The organism is Dyella monticola (assembly GCF_003363155.1).
In the GTDB taxonomy this organism is placed as follows: domain Bacteria; phylum Pseudomonadota; class Gammaproteobacteria; order Xanthomonadales; family Rhodanobacteraceae; genus Dyella_B; species Dyella_B monticola.
On sequence record NZ_QRBE01000002.1, the window covers coordinates 247,497 to 263,654 of the forward strand.

The following is a 16,158-nucleotide window of genomic DNA, read 5'->3' on the forward strand; positions in this document are numbered from 1 at the left end:
TACGATGACTCCGACGGCAGGCGGGATACCGCGTTCTGCAACGTTGCCTTGGTTTTCCAACGCATCCCATGACTCCCCGTGCAATTACAACGGCGCCTTGGCCGTCGCTCCATGCAGGCTGCTCAAGCCACGCATCAGCGTCCGCCCCGGTGGCCCGAGACGATCGGTGATCATCGTCATCAATTGATAGTCTTCCGCACTCCAATACCGCACCACGAAACTGGCGGGCACAAAAATTCCCACGAAGACCAGGCCGCCGACGATAAAGCCGAAGCGACTGGGGATTACAGCGATGATCAGCCATGCCACCACCGTCGCCACCACCGCGGCAGCGAACAGGCGCGCCATGGGAACGAGCGGCAAGCTGCCTCGGGTCGCCTTGCGCAAGTAGAAAATGGCCAGGCCGAGCTCCGCGAAACGGGTGCCCGCGTAGGTGATCATGGCCCCGGTCAGACCGAAGAACGGCACCAGCGCGGCGCCGAGTACGGCGTTGGCGATCAGGACGAGGATCGAAATGCGCACGCGATCGTCCTGGCGATCGACCACGATCTGAAATGCCCCGATGCTATTGCTGACCAGGAGCAGCCCGGCCAGCACGAGCATGGCTTCAATCGCCGGGATCGCGCCGACATAACGGGTGCCATACATCAAGGTGACGATTTCGGGCGTAGCGATCAGGCCGACACCCGCGATCACCAGCCCGGTGGCCCAGTAAAACCGTGCCGCCTCGGTGAGCAGGCGCGCTGCCTGCCCCGTGCCGCTCTTGCCGAACGACTTGGCCATGTATGGCAAAAGGGTGGTGGTCAGGCCAACGGAAAGCAGTTCGACGGCACCACGCGTCAGGGTGGAGGCAATGGCAAAGAAGCCGACTGCGACCGACGTCGAATAGGTATTGAGCAGGAACACTTCGATCGTGCTCGACCGAAGCGAAATCAGCAATACCAGCGCTGCGGTCAGGCGTAGATGCCGCGAAAGCCGCTTGCCGATGTCATCCGGAATCGGTCCAGCGGAGAATGGCCGGCAATACCGATGGAACGCAAGTCGGTTGATCAGGTTCAGCATCAGGCACGCCACCGCGAACAGCGCGACGAATGTCACCATGCCCGCGTGCGCCATGGTCGCCGCGCTAATCAGCCCGACGTTGATGACACCGGTCAGCACCGTCGCAATCGACACCGGCTCGAACCGCTCCTGGCCTTTTTCGATCCCCACGAGCATGGCGTAGTTCGCCTTGGAAACCACGGCGACGATCACCAGACCGATGATCGGCCATAGCGACTGCCGCCACTCGACTGGGCGAATAACCAGGATCGCCGCGAGAAACAGCAGCACGACGATAAGCGAACTCAGGTTCTGGTATCGGCTCAATCGATGGGCGATATGCGACGCAAGGTCCGGGCGGTCCGCCCCATCCGCTTCGGCAATGAACTTCGTTGACGAGGTAGTCAACGCATGATTGCTGCAGGTCATCAACCAACTGCACAGCCACACGGTGAACGCGTAGCGGCCGAAATCCGCCGGACCGAGCGTGCGCGCAATCCAGATACTGACGAGCAGGCCAAGCGCGTACTCGACATACGTGCAGACCGAGACCAGGGTGATGCTTCGCAGTACCGCCAATCGGTGCTTCATGGCGTCACGCTTCTAAGTGACGTTGCAGTTGCCGTTGCACCGCTGCCAGCCGGTTGGCGGATCAACCACGCGACGACACCGCTGCCGCGATTATTCCAATTGAACCGCCGCAGCGGATCGGCCGATTTTGCGCACTCGACGTTGTAGGACGACGCCAGCGCATCGAGCCGACGCTTCAGGGCTGCGCTTTGTTTGGGATCCTGTTCAAAGTAATAGGCCGCCGCCACCGGCAATGCAATCTCGACCGTATGCGCATCGCTATACCAGCCGTCCGAATCCTCGATATGCGAAAGCGCTTTCGTGTCCGCGTGCGCCGATGACCAGTACCACGTGATCTGGCCATCAGGGCCCGAGCATGGATTGCGCCAGTCGTGTTCATAATGCAGCAGATCCGGCTTGATCCAGCCGTATCGCTCCAGATAACGACCAAACCCGGTGATCATGGCCGGAATTCGGGGATCATTCGTCACCAGCCACGCGTGCCACAAGCCATCGATGATGTTTTGCGTCATCCAGGGCGACGTACCGCGCACGTCCGTCAATGGATTCCATGAATCGTCTTCGTGGAGGTTCCAACTGTTGCGCCAGGAACCGTCATTGCCCAGACCATCGGGATTGTTGCGTTGATGCTCGTATAGCCACCTGATGCGATCGTTGACGCGTTCCAGATAACGGTGGTCGCCGGTCAATTCGTAGGCGCTGACCGTTTCGAGCAAACCCAGGCCCGTCATGCGCTCAGTGAAATGCTGCGAGGGACTCGTATAGGGGCCCGGCCGGTTGCCCCAGCCACCGTTTTCCCACAGCGTCATCATCTTGTCGACCACACCGAGATTGTGTTCGCTGTCATCGCCCGTCAGCGCAAGCGAAAGCAGAATCGGTTCGACGTAGACGTATTTCACGTCGCACGGCTTTTGATTGTAGGTCCATCCGCCGGCGCAAAAGGGGCTCATCGCCAGGCCATCGCGGCGGATGTATTTCATATAAAAGTGGTAACTGAGGTCAGCCGCCTGCAGATAATCGAAGCGCCCGGTGCGGATGTACGCCTGGAACAGTGTCGTGGGCCGGTCGAACAACCACGCGGTGGGGTCGTTCACCGGCAGCGATCGCGCCCATTGAAACTGCGCCGCCACGAAATTGGCGTATGCCTCGTTGGCCGGCGCCGGAAACTGAGGACCGGCAATCAGCGAATTGCATAGCCATACCGGACTGAGCGTCGCCAAGGCAGCAGCCACTTTCAAACCCTGTTCACCGGCGACCAGTCCATTGGCGTAGGGCCATCCAGGCAGATCCTTCTGGCGCGGCTTGCCGATCGAGAAATAGAACGTCTGGGTATCGCCGATAAGATGCGCATGAAATTGTGCACGAACCGCGCGCACACTGCCGTCTTTGGCGTACCACAGCAATGTCGTCTGGACTGCTGCGGGGACTTCCGCGCCATGCTCATCGAGAATGCGCAACAGGCGCGTATCGCGCAACGCACCGGGTGCAAACGGAATGCCCACGGATACAAGCTCGTCCGCGTCGTCACCAACATTACGATGTACGACGATGCGCTGATCGGCGACGGTGTCCGCGGGTACCGCTTCGCTTGCCGACGCACCGTGCGCAGTCGCCACTGCATGGCGTGTACGCGCGCAGGCAGGCGTGACGCTCATCAGCATGACCGCCAGGCCCATCAGTGCGATGATAAAGCGGCGACGCACAGTCGCTTTCCTCGTTCTCCTGGTGATTCGGGCGACGTCAAACCCGGTTAACCGCGGCGCCATCCATGTCGGTTGAATTGCATTCATTCAAGCCACCGATGGAAGCGGCGTACGCCTGTACAGAAGCTGCTGTTCCCAGCGCAACGCGGTAGCGACGATGAAATCCAGGTCGTCATAGCGCGGCTGCCACGCCATCACGTGCTTAAGCCGGTTGCTGCAGGCAATCAGCATGGGGATGTCGCCGGGGCGACGCGGCAGTTCGATCACGTTGAGTGGTTTTCCCCCTACCCTTGCGACGGCGTTAATCACCTCGCGCACACTGTAGCCATGCCCGTAGCCGCAGTTCAGCGTCAGCGAATGGCCGCCAGCGCGCAGATAGTCGAGCGCGCACAGATGCGCCGCGGCAAGGTCATCGACATGGATGTAGTCACGAATGCCGGTTCCATCCGGCGTGTCGTAATCGGTGCCGAAAATGGACAAGCTCTCTCGAATGCCCACCGCGTGTTCGCAGCACACCTTGATCAGCAGCGTCGCATTGGGCGTGGAATGGCCGATACGTCCCTCCGGGTCGCAACCGGCTACATTGAAATAACGAAGGATCACATGCTGCATCGCGCCGGTGGCGCTGTGATCGCGCAACATGGTTTCGGACATCAGCTTGGATGTCCCGTACGGGTTGATCGGGCGAGTTGGTGTGTCTTCATCGGCGACACCGTTGTCCGTGACGCCGTAGACTGCAGCCGTGGATGAGAAAATGAATCGTTCGATGCCCGCATCCGCGCAACATGCAAGCAAGTTGCGCGTGTTGCACGTGTTGTTGCCGTAATACTTGAGCGGGTCGCATACGGACTCAGGCACTACGGTATGCGCAGCAAAATGCAGCACCGATTCCACCCGGTGCACGGCCATGACATGACTCACTAGGCCCGGATCGCCGACATTGCCGATCACCAGTTCAGCACCCCGCACGGCTTCACGAAAGCCGGTGCTCAGGTTGTCGATCACGACCACATGCTCGCCCCGCGCCACCAATTGCTGGACAACATGACTACCGATGTAGCCGGCGCCGCCGGTAACCAGGACTGTGTTCATGAGGACCCATCCGCGGTGACGGGGAAATTCCGGGAAAGCCAGCGCTCGACGCTGTCCAGCAGCCGATTGCGATCACCGGTGAGGATGTAGGTGTGATCGGCTTCTTTCAAAAAACCGGTGGAAACACCGGGATGATTGACGACCCGGCCGAAACATTCCTGGAACTGGCGCGCGTGATTGAAATACCGACTGATGCCGCCGCTGTAGATCAGACACAACTTGAGACCACGATCGAGCATGCCGGCGAAATCCGCCCGCACGACGGCTTGCGGCAGTGGCGCCACTGTAAAGGCAGGCTCATTGCTGGCATTTGACGACGCCTGGCGACGCCCAGGAAGCACACGCAGCCAACGGCTTATATCCAGCAATCGTGGGAGGTAGTAGCGCAGCCGATAACCCAGCGTGCGATACGCATAGCCGTCGAGAAACACGGCCCCAGCCACCTTGGGATCACTGCAGGCAACCATGTGCGCACTTTGCGAACCGGAACACAGGCCGATCAACACAAAGCGCTTGCATGCGGCCTGTTCGCCGAGCAGATTCATGGCATCGCCCACGTCAGCGCAGATTTGCTGCTTGCGGGTCTGTGACTCTCCACTGGAGGCGCTGTCGCCAATGGTGGAAAGATCGAAGCGCAAGGTGGGGTAACCGTACGCGTTCAAACGACGGGTCATCTCCACATGCAATCGAAATGGCCCTATCCGGTGTACCAGCCCCGCGTTGAGCACGATTACGCCAACGACCGCAGGCGCGGCCGGCGACGGCAATCCCGCGATGCCAACCAGGTGCTGCGCGCGCCCAAAGCGGAAGGCCTGCTCCTGCATCATGCTGCCTCCCGCACGTGTTGAGTGACGGCCTGGATCAGCGGATGCGAGAGAATGGCCACCTCGAGCCGGCGTGGGTCGTCCCACGGTGTGGGAGGCTGCAAGGACCTCGTTCTGGCTGCATCGACTAAAGAGTTGCTCAAGGCGCGCGGCGCATCGGGCGAAAGCGAATCGAGCAGAAGCATCGGCACGGTTGGGCGATCGACGTGCAGGTCCAAGATCTGTTGGCGAAGGCTCGCGCTGATCGCAAAGCCGAGCCATTGGGCCGCGGCGTCGGCCGCTTTACGCGACACCATGAAACGTTGCTCATCACGGCACAATGCCAATTGCATGGCATCGAGCTTGGCTACATACGTGCGGCCGTCCAGTACAGGATCCCACGCCACAACGCCTGCAAAGCGCGCTTGCGCGACCGTTGCCAATGCAATGCTTGCGCCCAGGCGTGCACCAAACGCGAACACACGATCGAAACCACTGCGTGCGCGCAATTCATCGGCCGCGACCACGGTATCGGCCACGCAGCGCTGCCAGTCCATGTCCACGCTGTCGCCGGCCGAGTCGCCGGTCCCGTAATAATCGAAACGCAGCACAGCGACGCCTTCGGCCACCAGCGCCTGCGCCAACTGCCGATACAGGCGATGGCAACGTATCTGATCCTGTCCCAGCGGCGGGCATAGCAGAACGGCTTTTCGCGCCGATGTGCCGGACGCGTGAAACAGGCCGAACAACGCCCGTTCCGGCCCGAAATAAAACGGCATCTCCGCTTCGGAACGCGTGCTCATCGTCGGAATACCACGCTGAAAAACACTTCGTTCTCGTGATAACTCTGGCCGAGAGCGGTGCTATTTCGGATCTGACGAATATAGGAAACGTGCGAACTCCAATGCGAGGTCCACTGGTGTCCAAGATCGACGCCATAGCGGTACGTTTTGTCGGTTCGCACCAGCGAGGTATACGTCATCCTTTCTACGTTGACGAACCCGGTAAGCGCGGTCTTTGGATTGAGGCGATAATCGAGGCTGATCGTCCCACCGCGAGTGGACTGATCGAAGGTGGGATTATTCAGATACGAAAGCTTGTCATACGACGGCGTAATCGACAGTTGAAGGCGGTCACTGTGATACGTGTAGGTCGCTTCAAAGATTTTTTCCAGGTAAACCTCTGAATCGATCACCAGATTGCCCGTGCTGATACCACCACCGGGGTTATAGAGGAAGTCGGTCGGATTCTCGTCCAGAATGTTGACGATGCTTTGTCCGGGCTGCAGAAACATGTCTTGCGCAGCATCGGAGAACTCGTAGGAACCGACGACTGACAATGTCTGGCGCGGAGTGAATTGCCAATCCAGATCGACCTTCGCCAGGGGTTTGGAATCGCCAGGCGCATGGTCGAAGTCGATCTTCGACCAGCCAGCCAAGACGTCGACGTTAAAATGCGTGAGGATGCTGGTGTATCGCCCATACACCTCGTTCCGCGTGTAATTAGGTGTCGCAATGGTGTCGTCGACGCCATCGACCGATTCACTGGAGACACTGTTGTCGAATTTGACGCGCTGCGATTCGATGTTGAACGAAAGCGTATCCGTCGGATTGAGGTCGCGATACAGCCGGAACGCCGCCATGCCACGGCTTGAATTGAAATCCGTGACCTTCGATGCGTAGCTGTTGAGATAGTGGAGCTCCACTTGCGCACGCATGACGTTGCCGAATTGCAAGTGCAAGGTCGGCCCGAGCGACAGTACATTGGTCTGCTGCCGGTTGTTCGGCGAGTCGCTTGCCAGGGAGTCGATCGGCTCGGTTCCAGCATAATCCTCGACGGTGAAATCCAATCGCTTCGGAAGTACCGTCCAATTAGCCTGGGCAGCCAGCTGGGTCTGCGTCTGGCTGGCGAACTCATGACCGAGATAATCGTCATACTGAAACGTGCCGCTTACGTTCGCCTGCAAGATCGAACCTTGCTGCGCATAACTGAAGTTGAAGCCCGGAATAAATACGTTCTGGCTGATCGGATTGCTGTCGCTCAACGTGATGTTGTCGCTGTGCTCGACACTCCCGAAGATCGAGTAATCGAACTGCGAGGCCCATGACGCACCCGGCATAACGACAAGCGCAAGCGTCACAGCGCGAGCGAGCGTGGTGGATGCCGGCATGTCCCCCCCCCGGTAATGCGTTAGGTTGATTCGCTGGACGCCAGTCGCGCCTGGTTCTAGGACGACTGGTTGAAAACCACCCCTGCCAACTTGCTCGTCTCGAAATTGGCCACAGCCTGATTGACGGCGGCTGGCGTATCGCGCCCGTAGCCCACCACCACAACCACGAAGTCGGCCAGATCCGACAAAATGCGTGCATCCGGGGAGCCGTTAACGGCTGGCCCATCAAGAAACAGGTAGCGGTCGGAGTACCGGCAGCGCAGCGAATCGAGCATGGCGCGCATGCGGAACGAAGAAAAGAATTCGCCGCTGTTTTCGCGCGACGTACCAGCCGGCACCAGGCGAAGACGCGGAATGCCCGTCTGGTAGATGATCGATTTGAGCCCGCGGATGGGATGCTCCAGATAATCGATCAGACCGCCTTTGGCCGGATCCACGCCCAGCTCCTTGTGCTGGTTTGGATAGCGCAAATTGCAATCGATCAGCAAACTGGTCTTCGTTTCATCGAAGGCAAACGCCGCCGCCAGATTGCGCGCGACAAAACTGCCGCCCGAATGGGGACTGACCGATACCACCAGGGTGATGAAGTTCTGGCTACCGGCCAGTTCAAGCAGTCGCGTGCGAATCTCGCGAAACGCATCGGACTGGCGGCGTACCGAATCTTCGCGATGGATCAACCGCCGCTGTTCCAACTGTGCCGGTGCCAGCGCGTGACCGCCTTCGGTCATCAGCGCAATCGAATGACCCGCCGAGGGCGTCTCTTCGGCATGGCGCGCGGCGATTTCGACCAGCTTGTCGCGGCGATCTTTAAAGACGCTTTCGTCTTTGGAGCTCATGCTCAACCCTTCTGCCGAAGCCAGAAAAGAACCAGGTAGAACGCGGCAACGCCGGCGACGGTCAATACCAGCATCGCGTTATGTAACCGGTCGCGTCGGCGGTCGCGAGGGGTTGGGTAGAAGGGGATCGTTGCCAGCACGCTCGGGCCGATCGCACGCTCCAACTGTTCGACCGAACGCACCCGAGGATCAAAACGCACCAGCGCGAACAACAGCCCGAACGGTATGCCCAGCGACAACGCCAGACCTGCCGCCCCGAAATGGATGAAGCGCAGGCCGGACGGCACCAGCGGCATGGCCGCCGGATTTTGGATGAGAAATGTCAGGCCGCGTTGTTCGGCGTCGAGGTTCATCGACACCCGCGCGTTCTCGCGACGTTTCAATAGATCCTGGTAAACATCGCGGTTAACGTCGTAGTCGCGGGTCAGTTCGGAGGTGACATTTTCCGAGTTGGAAATGCGCTTGCTGCGTTCCAGTTCTGTCGCGAGCATCGACTCGCTGGCGCTGATGCGTGCCTGGGCCGCGGCAGCATCGCCCTCGGTCGCGGCGAGTTGAATCTTCAGCTGCTGATAAAGCGGGTTCATCTGCACCGCGTTGTCCAACGGTATCGGTGTGCCCGCAGCTTGTGCGGCCTGTTTGCGCTGGTCGGACTGGGCAATCTGCTGGCGCAAATCCTGTATCTGGTGCCGGATACGGATCACATCCGGGTATTGATCGGTATAGGTGAGCAACAGTTTGTCGAGCTGACCCTGCAAATCGGCGAGCTGCGTGTCGTAGATACCCTGCCTGGTGTGCACCGCATTGACTTCCGATTCGCCTGACAGCTGCGCTTCCAGGGCGGATGCCTGTGAGCGCTTTTCGGTCAGTTCCAATTGCGTATTCTCGATTTGCGTACGCAGTTGGCTGATGCGCGAATTGGTGTCGGCATCGCTGCCGGGCCGCGCGTCCGTATTGGAATCGCGATAGGCTTTGAGCTTGTCTTCGGCGTCCGTCAATTTTTGCCGGTAGGCTTCGACCTGGCTATTGATGAAATCGTAGGCGTCGCGGCTTTCGCGTTGTTTCGAGGCGAGGCTTTCGCTAATGAAAAGCCGCGCAAATTCCCGCGTCACCACGAATGCCCGCTGCGGATCGGAATCGGCATAATTGATCGTGATCAAATTACCGTGAGAGGTCTGCACCTTGGTGCGGGCGCGAATGCCCTCGATGATGCGATCTTGCTGGATCGGCGTCGGATGCGCCGCCATCCAGCCGCCTGTCACCAGGATCTGATTGAGCACTTTGCGGCTGAAAATGACGTTATTGGCGATGCCCGCACGATTGGCATTGCCTGTCGCCGAGGCCGCGCCCTCCATCAGCGGCGTGATGATGCTGCTTTCCTGCGCCAGGATGGTGGTGGAGGCCTCGTACTTCTTCGGCCAGAACATGCCAACGACCAAGGCCGCGACCGCAATCACGGCGAACGCGATACCCAAGGTCATGCGTCGCCGACGCGCTTCAGTCAGCAGCGCAGGCAACATGCCGTTTAAAGGTCCAAGTTCTCCGCCCATAACATCCCTACCCCCTTTCTCTGTCCCTAATCCCAAGCGTTCCAGAAATACTGAGCGCGGTCAGAACGCGCGTTGCGGCACCGTAATCACATCCCCTGGCTGTACCGGATAGTTGTTGGCGAGATCCCCTTTTTGCAGGATTTTTTCCAGATGCACGGAGTACGAAGTGGAGCTTCCGCCTTCGCCCTTGCGATACAGCTCGGTGCGGTCGGGCGCGGCAAATTCAGTAATGCCGCCGGCGGCCAATACCGCATCGAGCACCGTCATGCCCTGGCGATACGGAATGGAAATCGGGGTACGCACCGCGCCGGTGACGCGCACGCGCGACAGGTATTCGTTGCTGCGTAGCGCGATGAGAATGACCGCAACCTGCGGGTCGCGAATATACGATTGCAGCCTATCCTTGATTTCGGCGGAGACCTGGTCCGGAGTTTTCCCGCCGGCCACCACGTCGCCGATCAGCGGCACGGTAATTCTGCCGTCTGGTCGTACCGGGACGCTCACGCTGAGGTCCGGGTTGTGCCAAACGGTGATTTGTAACTGGTCATCCACACCGATGTGGTATGTCGTTACAGCCTGCGCCTCGGTATCGAGCTTCGGCGGCTCGCTGGAACCACCCATCGTCCCGCAGGCGGCTAGCAGCAGTGACATACACAACGCAAAACAACGACTGAGGCTCTTCATAGCACTCTCGGCCGATGATCAAAAATGTGATCCCTGTCTCATTATATGCTCTTGACAAGCGAGCAAAGCAATAGCGCTTTTTGCTAAAAACCGACCTTTATTTTCTGAAAACCTGCGACTTGGCATGCTTTTTGAGCGCCGGTTTCCAATGCCTATCCCTGGGTGGGGCGGGCATTGCCGGCCTTTCCAGGCATTGCTTATGGCCCACCCGGACACGCAAGAACGGCGCATGGATGTCTTACGATTTTGAAGACCCAAGGAGTGCGATGGACGTGGTCGAATACCTGCTCTATCCGATCTATCAAATGGCCACGCTTGCCGCTGCCAGCCTGTGCTTTTTATGCCGCCGAAGCTATCGGGCTGCCCTGGTGTTACTGGCGTTAGGCGCATGCTGGTTATGGCTGTGCGCTACCCCGGCCATGGCTACACGCCTGCTCGAATCGCTGGAACGGCATTATCCGCAGCGCGATGCATCCACCTATGCCAAGGCCGATGCAATTGTGATTTTGGGCGGAGGCGCATTGCCGCGATACGGTGTGGGCTCGGATGCGGACGATGCATACAGCCTTGCCACGCGGATCGGTTTCGGCTTGCAGTTGTTCCGCGATGCGCGTGCCGACATGGTGCTGGTTTCCGGCAGTGACCAGGCTCAGCGAATGGCGCGAAGACTGCAACGGCAAGGCGTGCCGGTCGACGCAGTGCAAACTGAGTGTGCGAGCACGAATACCCATGAGAATGCGGAGTTCTCAGCCGTCCTGCTCAAGCGTGCGAAGCGGTCGCGCATCCTGCTGGTGACCTCTGGCTTTCACATGCCACGTGCCGCGGCGGCATTCGCCAATCAAGGGCTGGACGTGATCCCTGCGCCAGCTTTCGACCCCGTTTATCCATCCTGGCAGGCGCACCCCTGGTGGCCAAAACGGTCCGCGTTACGCGTGACCGGCCGCTGCTTGCGCGAATATGCAGGCCTCTGGTGGTATCGGCTGCGCGGCTGGGCTTGAGCAACCGAAGGGCGCGTTGTGCCCTTCCCCGCCCGAACACTTCAGCACGGCTCACCGACAAACATCGCCACCACAGCGGGTACCGAGGGGTTCAAGGCCAACGCAATCGCCGCCTCCGCTTGATCGGCCGTCAGATGCATCAGACGTAATAGCGCCGGGTGATTGAGCACGGGCTCGTTCCGCTGCAGACATACATCGATGGCATGCAGATGGCCACTGAGCCCCTCGCCGGTCGCTTTCAGGATGGCCTCCTTGCGCGTCCAACAGCGCTTGAATAGCGCCAGGCGCTGGTCCGGTGGCGCTTGCTCGATATAGCGACGCTCGGCGGGATGGGTGATGACTGCAAGGAGATCGCGATAGTCCTGGATGCGCGCAAAGGTTTCGACGTCAATGCCAACCGGCTCGTCGCGACTCACCGCACAAGCGACCCAGCGCCCGGAGTGGGACACGTTATAGGCAGGTGCGTTGGGCAAAAAAGGCTTGCCGTGGGGGCCAATCGAGACGCTGCATGGTGTGGACATACCTCGCGGACGAACCACGTGATGAACCAGATTGCGCCCCAGCACGAAGTTGTGACGATCACCGGCCTGGCGATAGCGCGCGGCGCGTTGGCGATCTTCATCCGCCAAAAAACACTCATCGGCAAACGCTTCCATCCTATGCAAGATCGCCACGAACGCATGACCTTGCCCGAGCGCATCGTCGCAGGCATCCCGTATTTCCCGCCAGAGCGCAGCAGGCGTCGCGTTGATGATGGTGAGCGGGCATGCGATGCCCGATTCCGGAGTGACGTCTTGTGCGGACACGGTCTGGATTCCGCCGCATGTGTCGACCGGGTCGTTCATGGGCATGCCTAAACTATTCCCGGTGGGGCGTCATCGTTCCAGCGCGCCAGCAGATCGCCGATCAGCGCCGCGCGCTGATCGTTGAGATAAAAATGATCGCCGACGAAGCTGCGGCACGTGAAGCCGGGCATCGCCCATTGCTCCCAATTCATCATCTGCGCCGGTGGAACATGCGGATCACTCATGCCAGCGTAAGCAGTGATGGGGAAACGAAGCTCGCCGCCTTCAGGGGCCGCGTAACTGTCGATGAGGTTGAAGTCAGCGCGCAGTACCGCCAGCACCATTTCAAGGTATTCGGGATATTCGAGAATTTCTTTCGGAGTGCCGCCGAAACTTTCCAGCGCGTGCAGCAGTTCGGCGTCACTCAACGTGGCACGCGATCGTTCGCGCAAGCATAACTGCGGTGCGAAGCACGCCGAAACGAACAGATGTGCAGGCTCCGGCAGACTTCGCCTGCGTAACTGCGCGGCCACCTCGAAGCCGACCATCGCGCCAAGGCTATGGCCGAAAAAGGCGAACGGCAGGTCCAGCGGCATGGCTTCTACCAACATCGCGGCCAACGCGTCCATCCGATCGAGCGGCGCCTCGGCAAAGCGCGTTTCCCGCCCTGGCAACACCACAGCCCACACTTCCGTCGTCAACGTGAGGTGTCGATGCCAATCGGAGAACAACGATGCGCCACCACCGGCATGATGGAAACAGATCAAGCGCCGCCGGGCGCCCGGGCTCGCGCCGAAGCGCCGAAACCAGCGGCCGGGATCCGCCGCACATGCTCGCGCGTTCACGTCCACAATCGGTCCGGAACGGCTCGATAGCATTCCCACATGCTCCCTTCTCCCCACCAAATCGTCGTACGCCTTGAGCGCACGACCAGCGTTATTCATAGCAATCCGGTCAGCAGCCTCCACGCCCTTGCTCAACCTGCAAGCCCGTGTTGAACCGCCGCGCGTATCTTAGCCCTCCCGCGACAGAGTGCCATCGTGGTGCCGTTCGTCGTGAAATGGTGTATCCAGGCTCGCATCGCTGGAAGTCGCCAGGGCGACCTTCGAGAAAACCCAAGGGCGGGTTTATCGGGAGCAGGTTGAGAGCTAAGGAGATAGACATAGCTAAGCAGGCCCCTGCAGGGGCCTGCCCGCCCTTCCTGCGTTATCTAAATCACTCGTCGCGACATCGCCTTCGAGGCGTGCGCCCAGCCTGTGCGGCTACTTTTGCCCGGCTCCGAGTTTCTCGCTCAAGCCACCGGTGAACGGCGTCGGATTGCTGGTGACGAGGCAGTTGTAATCCTTGCCCTCATTAAGAACCAGCACTGAGGATTTGGCCCCCTTGAAGTCGAGTCCGATCGAGAACAATACGTAATTATCAGGCAATACCGGCGGACGGAACGCACCGAAAGCGTACTGGCCGGCAATGCCAAGCGGCGACAACTTTACGGTGAGTTGAAGCGGTTGCGTGGCGTGAGGAGACGGCAATGAGGATGATGCGGACATCATCATCGTTTGTGCATCGATGGAGTACTGCGTGGTGACCGTAACGCCAAGATATCGAGAATCCGGCGAGGACACCTGTTTGCGGCAGGCGGCGATGTCTTCCGGCTTCTTGTCGGGCGCACCTGTCTGCAATGTCGCAAAGACATGGGTCAGTCGGACTGATGCCTTGCCCTGGACCGGTGCCGCCAAAGCAGCTCCGCCATAAGAGAAGGCGATCAACGATGACACACTGCATGCCAGAAAATAACCTAAACGACGGCTTTTAAAGCGCATATGGGCTCCTCCATGCTTAAATGAGATACATCTAAAGGCACTCGACCAACGCTACTCGCGAGAAAACATGCACGGCCGTGCAGAAAAGCGCGCAGGATTCAATGGCAATCGAACTGTCGTCCGATTACTCGCAAAGACGCCATGAAGCACACTGGCACGAAGCCAGCGAATCAAATGGACCCATAAGAATGGCAAAGGACGCCAAAAAATTCGAACGACCCATGCTTGACGCCGTACAGGCCCCTATCCTGGCCGACTAAACCTGATACCTGAATTCCCCGAGAGCGGCACGAAGCTAACACGCATTTATGTGGAAATGGCGTGAATAAATACGCGGCAGACCAAATAAAAAGAGGGTGTTATTTCATATCGAGCTAAATATGGCCCGCTTAATGACCGGTAGATGTCATCGGGGCAATCCAGCGCCTAGATGAGCCCCTCCAGCCGTCGAGCGGCGTGGCCTGATTCAGCACTGGTGACACGGGAACAGCCGGGGTTATAGTAAAAATGCGCTTGGCGCCTCAGGGGAATAACGGGCATCACAATGGCCAATCACGGTGGCGGTGGCGGCCGCGATGACGGTTCACGCAAACGACTGCCAGAAGGCCGCAAGAGCGATGGCTCCAACAAAAAACCTGCGACGCCGGTAACGAAGGCGCGCGCAGACCAGAGCGTGCCTGGCTCACACTTATCCGCATCCTTCAGCGCCTTCCCATCGCATAGCTCGCCATCGGGTCTGGGCGCCAGCAGCTCCTCGCTATCGCCCTTTCTGCCTCCCGGCGGCACGTCGTCCCAGCCCGCACGGATGCCACCAGGATTCGGAAGTCATAGTTCGGCGTTCAGGCCCTTCTCGTCATCAAGTTCGTCCGCATCGACTACGCCTTCGTCCTTGTCTACGAGTACGCATTCGCTTCCAGGCCATGCAAGTACGCCTGGCGGCCTGTCGCCCATGTCCACTTCGTCGCCGCGCGCCACGACGGCAAGCCCTAGCCTCCAAGCATCCAGTACTGGTTTTCCCAGTTTCTCATCGTCATCGCTGCTGAGCACACCCACGCTCAGTACACCCACCTCTTCGTCCTCATCCTCCTTACCGACCCAATCGGCGAGTGCGCTTGCTCCGATGCCCTCCTCGGCACCCTCGCTAAAGCGGTCTTCACGCATTCAACAGAGGAAGGAAAAAGCGGTGACGGCACTAAAAGAACGGGCGAAGGCTTCGGGCGCCTCCGTATCGAGCTCGGCGAGCGATATCACGCCTGCGCTGTTCATGCCGCTGGACATAGGTGCTGACAATCGACCCTACACGTCGCAACAAGCGCGCACCAGCATCAACCAGACGATCGAAGGAACACGCCAAATCTTTCCCAGCCTGGAGAAGTCCAATTTGCCCACGATCGCCACCGCGATACGACAACAAGCCCATGCTCAAGGCCAATCAACCTTATGGATGAGCACGCGCCATGCGGGTGATGGCTTCAGCAGCGGGGAAGACTTCACCTATACGGAAAACGCCAGTTTGCCGACGAGCGGTACCCGCACTGCCGGCGACACGCCAAGGCCACGCAGTCCGAAACCGGAAGAAAGTGGCACCTCGCTAATGCCCGGCCTGCGTAGCGAGCAGGCCCACCAGGACCCTTACAAGTTTACCGGCCAGCCGGGCCACACCGTGCATGTACCCACGCAGGCCAACCAGGTAGCCGACACGAGCATGGAACGCTTTATTACATCCCATCCTGGCGGTTTTATTGTTCGACAGGACACACCCACCCATTCCACCTTGCACGCGGCCCGCCCGTTGGCGCGAGGCCGATGGGAAACGCAGAACGTCACGTATCAGCGGCGTCTTTCGTTGCTTTCAGCGCCTTCCATGACATCACCCGGATCGACATCATCGACATCATCGACATCATCGACATCATCGACATCATCGACATCATCGACATCGTCAACACATACGCCACCATCGATCTCGTCGGCGTTGCCCGGAAATCCGAACTCGAACGGTTCGAAAAAATAGAGCGCACGCTTTTGATAGTGCCGGTTACGGCGTGGATTAGCTTGGACTGACGTTTATTTGTACACTCCCAATCA

Annotated in this window: 15 protein-coding genes; 2 read left to right on the plus strand and 13 right to left on the minus strand. The window is 59.3% G+C overall.

Annotation, left to right across the window (positions count from 1 at the left end; translation table 11 throughout):
- Positions 1-84: 84 nt before the first annotated feature.
- The 9 genes from DWU98_RS04850 to DWU98_RS04890 all read right to left on the minus strand — a co-directional run bounded on the left by DWU98_RS04850 (position 85) and on the right by DWU98_RS04890 (position 10,404).
- Positions 85-1,632: an oligosaccharide flippase family protein gene (locus DWU98_RS04850; protein WP_115494369.1), complete on the minus strand. Its 1,548-nt coding sequence runs from the start codon at positions 1,630-1,632 to the stop codon at positions 85-87.
- Complete coding sequence (locus DWU98_RS04855; RefSeq protein ID WP_147293219.1) at positions 1,629-3,335, minus strand: hypothetical protein; 1,707 nt, start codon at positions 3,333-3,335, stop codon at positions 1,629-1,631. The genes DWU98_RS04850 and DWU98_RS04855 overlap by 4 nt, the downstream gene beginning before the upstream one ends.
- 87 nt (positions 3,336-3,422) lie before the next feature.
- Positions 3,423-4,427 (minus strand): UDP-glucose 4-epimerase GalE, encoded by a 1,005-nt coding sequence (gene galE / locus DWU98_RS04860; RefSeq protein ID WP_115494371.1) that lies wholly within the window; start codon positions 4,425-4,427, stop codon positions 3,423-3,425.
- The gene (locus tag DWU98_RS04865) at positions 4,424-5,254 is read right to left on the minus strand and encodes an alpha/beta hydrolase family protein (protein WP_230474689.1); all 831 of its coding nucleotides are present in this window, start codon (positions 5,252-5,254) and stop codon (positions 4,424-4,426) included. Before DWU98_RS04865 ends, galE begins: the two co-directional genes overlap by 4 nt.
- A complete protein-coding gene (locus tag DWU98_RS04870) occupies positions 5,251-6,033 on the minus strand; it encodes an alpha/beta fold hydrolase (RefSeq protein WP_115494373.1) in 783 nt (260 codons plus the stop codon). The genes DWU98_RS04865 and DWU98_RS04870 overlap by 4 nt, the downstream gene beginning before the upstream one ends.
- Positions 6,030-7,400: a porin family protein gene (locus DWU98_RS04875; RefSeq protein ID WP_115494374.1), complete on the minus strand. Its 1,371-nt coding sequence runs from the start codon at positions 7,398-7,400 to the stop codon at positions 6,030-6,032. The genes DWU98_RS04870 and DWU98_RS04875 overlap by 4 nt, the downstream gene beginning before the upstream one ends.
- Before the next feature lie 56 nt (positions 7,401-7,456).
- Complete coding sequence (locus DWU98_RS04880) at positions 7,457-8,236, minus strand: P-loop NTPase family protein (RefSeq protein ID WP_115494375.1); 780 nt, start codon at positions 8,234-8,236, stop codon at positions 7,457-7,459.
- Positions 8,237-8,238: 2 nt separating this feature from the next.
- A complete protein-coding gene (locus DWU98_RS04885; RefSeq protein WP_230474690.1) occupies positions 8,239-9,753 on the minus strand; it encodes an XrtA system polysaccharide chain length determinant in 1,515 nt (504 codons plus the stop codon).
- 90 nt (positions 9,754-9,843) lie between these two features.
- Positions 9,844-10,404, minus strand: a complete 561-nt coding sequence (locus DWU98_RS04890; protein ID WP_230474691.1) for an XrtA/PEP-CTERM system exopolysaccharide export protein — start codon at positions 10,402-10,404, stop codon at positions 9,844-9,846.
- Positions 10,405-10,700: 296 nt separating this feature from the next.
- Between DWU98_RS04890 and DWU98_RS04895 the strand changes: the two genes are divergently transcribed.
- The gene (locus DWU98_RS04895; protein WP_115494378.1) at positions 10,701-11,465 is read left to right on the plus strand and encodes a YdcF family protein; all 765 of its coding nucleotides are present in this window, start codon (positions 10,701-10,703) and stop codon (positions 11,463-11,465) included.
- A gap of 41 nt (positions 11,466-11,506) precedes the next feature.
- Here the strand turns inward: DWU98_RS04895 and DWU98_RS04900 are convergent, their stop codons facing one another.
- The 4 genes from DWU98_RS04900 to DWU98_RS04915 form a co-directional block, all read right to left on the minus strand.
- Complete coding sequence (locus tag DWU98_RS04900) at positions 11,507-12,310, minus strand: 4'-phosphopantetheinyl transferase family protein (RefSeq protein ID WP_230474692.1); 804 nt, start codon at positions 12,308-12,310, stop codon at positions 11,507-11,509.
- A gap of 8 nt (positions 12,311-12,318) precedes the next feature.
- Complete coding sequence (locus DWU98_RS04905) at positions 12,319-13,095, minus strand: thioesterase II family protein (protein ID WP_158544971.1); 777 nt, start codon at positions 13,093-13,095, stop codon at positions 12,319-12,321.
- 417 nt (positions 13,096-13,512) lie between these two features.
- Positions 13,513-14,070, minus strand: a complete 558-nt coding sequence (locus tag DWU98_RS04910; protein WP_230474693.1) for a hypothetical protein — start codon at positions 14,068-14,070, stop codon at positions 13,513-13,515.
- 825 nt (positions 14,071-14,895) lie between these two features.
- Positions 14,896-15,231 carry a hypothetical protein gene (locus tag DWU98_RS04915; RefSeq protein WP_115494381.1) on the minus strand — a complete coding sequence of 112 codons (336 nt, stop codon included), beginning with the start codon at positions 15,229-15,231 and terminating at the stop codon, positions 14,896-14,898.
- Between the two features lie 645 nt (positions 15,232-15,876).
- Between DWU98_RS04915 and DWU98_RS21895 the strand changes: the two genes are divergently transcribed.
- Positions 15,877-16,134 carry a hypothetical protein gene (locus DWU98_RS21895; RefSeq protein WP_158544972.1) on the plus strand — a complete coding sequence of 86 codons (258 nt, stop codon included), beginning with the start codon at positions 15,877-15,879 and terminating at the stop codon, positions 16,132-16,134.
- Positions 16,135-16,158: the final 24 nt, after the last annotated feature.

Coding starts and splice junctions, on each gene's coding strand:
- DWU98_RS04850 (WP_115494369.1), bottom strand. CDS start 1,632: ATGAAGCACCGATTGGCGGTACTGCGAAGCATCACCCTGGTCTCGGTC.
- galE (WP_115494371.1), bottom strand. CDS start 4,427: ATGAACACAGTCCTGGTTACCGGCGGCGCCGGCTACATCGGTAGTCAT.
- DWU98_RS04865 (WP_230474689.1), bottom strand. CDS start 5,254: ATGATGCAGGAGCAGGCCTTCCGCTTTGGGCGCGCGCAGCACCTGGTT.
- DWU98_RS04870 (WP_115494373.1), bottom strand. CDS start 6,033: ATGAGCACGCGTTCCGAAGCGGAGATGCCGTTTTATTTCGGGCCGGAA.
- DWU98_RS04875 (WP_115494374.1), bottom strand. CDS start 7,400: ATGCCGGCATCCACCACGCTCGCTCGCGCTGTGACGCTTGCGCTTGTC.
- DWU98_RS04880 (WP_115494375.1), bottom strand. CDS start 8,236: ATGAGCTCCAAAGACGAAAGCGTCTTTAAAGATCGCCGCGACAAGCTG.
- DWU98_RS04885 (WP_230474690.1), bottom strand. CDS start 9,753: ATGTTGCCTGCGCTGCTGACTGAAGCGCGTCGGCGACGCATGACCTTG.
- DWU98_RS04890 (WP_230474691.1), bottom strand. CDS start 10,404: ATGGGTGGTTCCAGCGAGCCGCCGAAGCTCGATACCGAGGCGCAGGCT.
- DWU98_RS04895 (WP_115494378.1), top strand. CDS start 10,701: ATGTCTTACGATTTTGAAGACCCAAGGAGTGCGATGGACGTGGTCGAA.
- DWU98_RS04900 (WP_230474692.1), bottom strand. CDS start 12,310: ATGAACGACCCGGTCGACACATGCGGCGGAATCCAGACCGTGTCCGCA.
- DWU98_RS04910 (WP_230474693.1), bottom strand. CDS start 14,070: ATGCGCTTTAAAAGCCGTCGTTTAGGTTATTTTCTGGCATGCAGTGTG.
- DWU98_RS04915 (WP_115494381.1), bottom strand. CDS start 15,231: ATGCGTGAAGACCGCTTTAGCGAGGGTGCCGAGGAGGGCATCGGAGCA.
- DWU98_RS21895 (WP_158544972.1), top strand. CDS start 15,877: ATGGGAAACGCAGAACGTCACGTATCAGCGGCGTCTTTCGTTGCTTTC.